Origin of the sequence: Mesorhizobium sp. M2A.F.Ca.ET.037.01.1.1 (assembly GCF_003998075.1) — a bacterium.
Lineage (GTDB): Bacteria > Pseudomonadota > Alphaproteobacteria > Rhizobiales > Rhizobiaceae > Mesorhizobium.
Map to the genome: position 1 here is coordinate 1 of NZ_RZSA01000713.1, position 3,616 is coordinate 3,616.

Sequence of the window (3,616 nt, forward strand, 5' to 3'; positions counted from 1 at the left end):
AACTCGTACTGGCCGGCCTTGGCGGCATTGCCATAGGTCGCGGCGCCGAACCATCCGAGGTCGCCGAAGCCATCGCTTTCCTGGCCTCGGATCGCGCCTCGTCGATCCATGGTTCGGAGCTCGTCGTCGACGGCGGCACTGTCCCGACTGTCTGATCAAAGGGACTCGTCCACGCTTGGCCGAGCTGGCCTAGCATGGACCGACGCGTGCCATGGCCCGATTGTCCCGACGTCCGCTCTCCGAGCGCGCCGTGGCATAGATATCCAGAAACTGGTCCGGCTTCGCGAGATTCTCTTCGAAGGAGGTACAGGTGTAGGCGGGCTCATCGTCGGCAACGTCACAGGCCAGCATAGTAAAACCGTCGGATTTCTTCGCCGCGGCGCGGCGGCTGGTTCCGAACACTCGAAAGCCCGCATTCCGCAAGGCTTTGGCTGTGGCGAGACCGATGCCGGAGGATGCGCCGATAGACGAAGGGGCGGAGGGAAGCGCACACCCGCGCTGTCCGGTTCGACGGCCATGCTCATCTCCAATCTGTGCTCTCAAACCAGCATCGACTGCTGGCGAAGATTCCCGCCGTCGCGCCTTCCCATATTTCCGGAGTCAGGCCGTGCAGAAGCCGGGGACGGCGACCTTCTGGAACAGGTGCGGGCTGGCCACGACGGATGAAGGATATGCTGGAAGTTTCGCGAGGAACTCGGGATCAGTGAAGGCGGCGCGGACCGCCTCGGTGGATTCCCACACCACATAGTTCAGGTAAGTCGGGCTCTCGCCGATCGCTCGATGTAGTTGCATGGAAATGAAGCCCGGTTGCTTCGTTATGATCTCGGCAGCCGCCTTGAAAGCGTCCAGGAAGCCCGCTTCGTCGGCGGGATCGACGACCGCGAAGAGGTTGATAAGCACGAGAGGCGCGGCCGCGATACCGAGTTGGCGGTCAAACGGAAATTTCTCGTCGAGAGGTTTGAATGGTTTTGCGGCAGTCATGGCGGCGCTCCTGTTGAACTGGGGTGATCGATGCTGCTTGCTCTCAAACCAGCATCGACTGCTGGGCGGAGATACCCGCCGTCGCGCCTTGCCATATTGCGGTGGTGACGGAGGGGATGCCGGGGTTGGCAAGGTCGCCGGCGGCATAGATGCCAGGCATGCTGGTCTCGCGGCGCTCGTCGACCTTGAGGGCGATGCCGGTGGGCGTATTGACCGTGACGAGGCCCAGGGATTCATGAAGGCTTGCGGACGGCTTGTTGCGCGGTTGCGCGAACAGAATGTCGACCGCAACATCGGGGCCGGTATCGAGCTTGATGGTGGCACCATGGCTCCCGTGACGTGCGATTTCGGTGATCCGGCCATCAACGAGAGGTACCTTTCGGCCCGCCAGATCGGCCCGTATCTCGGGGGTGATGTCGAGACCATTGCCGAAGACAGTCAACCTGTCGGTCCAATCGTGAAACAGCCTGACCTGATTCATCGACTGCGGGCCAGACCAGACGAGGCCCCAATGCTGGTCAGCAACTTCGAAGCCGTCGCAATAGGGGCATGGGATAACGGATGTGCCCCAGTTCTCGGCAAAGCCCGGGACATCAGGCATTTGGTCAACAACGCCATAGCTCAGGATCAGGCGGCGTGCGCTAAGGGTTTCACCATCGCCAGTGAGGACGGAGAAATTGTCGATGGTACCGGAGATGCTGTCGGCGCGGGCATTGACCATCCTGATAGCAGGGTAGCGCGCGAGTTGCTGCCGCGCCGCGGCCAGGATGTCGGACGGTGGCTTGTCATCATGGCCGAGCACACCGTGCGAGCGGCCGGCGAAGCGATTGCGCTGAAGGCCGGTATCGAGAACGATGATTTTGCGGCGGGCACGGCCAAGCTGCAGGGCGGCGGCGAGTCCGGCAAAGCTGCCGCCGATAATGATGACGTCATCCATTGTGGACGGGCTCCGTGTTGTTGATGGTGGGGCTCGACTGGGTCCGGTTGAAGCCTATCCCTTGGCTTGCACATTTTAGAACTGTGCGGTATCGTAATTCGATAATTAGGATACTGTCAAGGACTGAAATTGTGGTAACCGAGAAAAACACCCAGGCCCGGCGCGGCCGGCCCGCCAACGAGGCGCTTGGACAAACGATCGTCGACACGGCGGGCGAACTTTTTGCGGAACTGGGTTTTCAAGCGACGACATTGGACAAGGTCGCCCAGCGGGCGAAGATATCCAAGCTCAGCATCTATCGGCACTTCGAGAACAAAGAGGCGCTGTTTGGCGCGGCGTTTGCGGCCCGCTGCCAGCAGTTAATACCACAGGCACTTTTTGAAGGCGTCGAGGGTCCGGCCGAAGATCAGCTCATGGCGGTGGGGTCATCACTGCTTCGCACGCTGTTGCGCCAGGATGTCCGCAATGTCGAAGCCATGGTCATGGCCGACATGACGAGTCAAAAGTCGTTGAGCAAGCTCCATTACGAAGCTGGATCCGCCCATATCATCGCCCAAATCGAGGCCCTGTTGCGTCAGTTGCACGCGAAGGCGGTTCTGAATGTGCCCGATCCTCTCCAGTCCGCCCGCTTGTTTGCCGCGCTTTTCAAAGGCTCCGATATTCTGATTATCGCACGCTTCGATGAGGCCAGAGCAGAGGACGACAACGAAATCGAATCCTATTGCCGGTCGGCCGTCGCCATGTTTATCGCCGCGCACGGTGGCAACGACCACGCGGGAGGATATTCGCCTGCCTCCAGGTTAAAAAGGCAAAAATTGAATCGTGCGTGACCGAGTAGGCCAGCAGGTCAAGGCAGGCTAGCAGATCAGGAAAACTGAGGAGTCGGCGCACGTTCCTATCTCTATCGCGCTCGCAACCAGGTGGAGCGGTTCTTCAACAGGATCAAACAATGTTGTCGGGTGGCGAGCACGCTACGACAGCCTCGCTGCCAATTACCTAGCCTTCGTTGAACTCGCGTCAATCAGGCTGTGTTTTGCGCCTGAGTGAGTCCACGCCTCAGTTCTTGAACTTCTCGCCCGGATAGGCGCCCCACACCTGCGACTGGGCCATCCAGCCGGTGTGGCCGTCAAAGGTCATCTCGCACCATTGGCCGTCGCATTTCTTGATCGAGCCGATCACGCCCGGCTCGATGATGGCGATGACACCGGCGTCCTTGTCGGGCTCGTCGAGCAGGTTGACCTGCCCGCCCTTGCCGCGCTGCCAGGGCGCGACGATGGCGGTGCGCCGGCCGGAAAGCAGCGACTGGTTGATCCAGCCCTCCGATCCATCGGCATCGCGCACCCGCCGCCAGGTGTCGAATTCCTGAATGACTTCCATTGGCAGTCCGGCCTTCAGATACATCCAGTTGACGGAATAATTGGCGCCGGGGCCGACGCGCGAATTGACGCGGGCCGGTTTCAGGCTGACGAAGCGCGGCAGCGGCAGGCCGCTCGGACCAAGCGTTATGGTTTGCGCCGGCGCGGCCGCGCTTTGCGCGAATGCCTGCGGCGCGCAAAGGAGGGCGCCAAGGATGGCTGCGCTGAAGGCCAGGCGAAGCGACGCGAAACCAGACACTTTCGTTCCTTTCGGCGCCGGTCCGTCGGATGAGCGCCCCTTTTTCTTTGTCTTCGGCGGCACCGCTTGTTACAGGAGTGGGCT

Annotated in this window: 5 protein-coding genes and 2 pseudogenes; 3 read left to right on the forward strand and 4 right to left on the reverse strand. The window is 61.0% G+C overall.

The genetic code is table 11. The features are described 5' to 3' along the window. Positions 1–155 (forward strand): SDR family oxidoreductase (locus EOA27_RS27495; protein WP_127257736.1); only part of this gene is annotated, 155 nt, incomplete at its 5' end. Between the two features lie 166 nt (positions 156–321). Here EOA27_RS27495 and EOA27_RS42345 read toward each other — a convergent pair. The 3 genes and pseudogenes from EOA27_RS42345 to EOA27_RS27510 form a co-directional block, all read right to left on the reverse strand. Then, positions 322–465, reverse strand: a pseudogene (locus EOA27_RS42345) (short-chain dehydrogenase/reductase); the annotation flags it as partial. A 135-nt stretch (positions 466–600) separates the two neighbouring features. After that, positions 601–981, reverse strand: coding sequence for an antibiotic biosynthesis monooxygenase family protein (locus tag EOA27_RS27505; protein WP_126079398.1), 381 nt, complete (start codon positions 979–981; stop codon positions 601–603). Between the two features lie 43 nt (positions 982–1,024). Beyond that, positions 1,025–1,918: an NAD(P)/FAD-dependent oxidoreductase gene (locus EOA27_RS27510; protein WP_126079397.1), complete on the reverse strand. Its 894-nt coding sequence runs from the start codon at positions 1,916–1,918 to the stop codon at positions 1,025–1,027. Positions 1,919–2,049: 131 nt separating this feature from the next. Here EOA27_RS27510 and EOA27_RS27515 point away from each other — a divergent pair, with 131 nt between their 5' ends. Further along, the gene (locus EOA27_RS27515) at positions 2,050–2,748 is read left to right on the forward strand and encodes a TetR/AcrR family transcriptional regulator (protein WP_126079396.1); all 699 of its coding nucleotides are present in this window, start codon (positions 2,050–2,052) and stop codon (positions 2,746–2,748) included. Positions 2,749–2,814: 66 nt separating this feature from the next. Then, a pseudogene (locus EOA27_RS27520) lies at positions 2,815–2,965 on the forward strand (transposase); the annotation flags it as partial. A gap of 9 nt (positions 2,966–2,974) precedes the next feature. Here EOA27_RS27520 and EOA27_RS27525 read toward each other — a convergent pair. Then, positions 2,975–3,532: an SH3 domain-containing protein gene (locus tag EOA27_RS27525; RefSeq protein WP_112128468.1), complete on the reverse strand. Its 558-nt coding sequence runs from the start codon at positions 3,530–3,532 to the stop codon at positions 2,975–2,977. Positions 3,533–3,616 lie beyond the last annotated feature (84 nt).

What these genes read in the sequence shown, in the direction of transcription:
- EOA27_RS27505 (WP_126079398.1), bottom strand. Translation starts at nt 981, where the DNA reads ATGACTGCCGCAAAACCATTCAAACCTCTCGACGAGAAATTTCCGTTT.
- EOA27_RS27510 (WP_126079397.1), bottom strand. Translation starts at nt 1,918, where the DNA reads ATGGATGACGTCATCATTATCGGCGGCAGCTTTGCCGGACTCGCCGCC.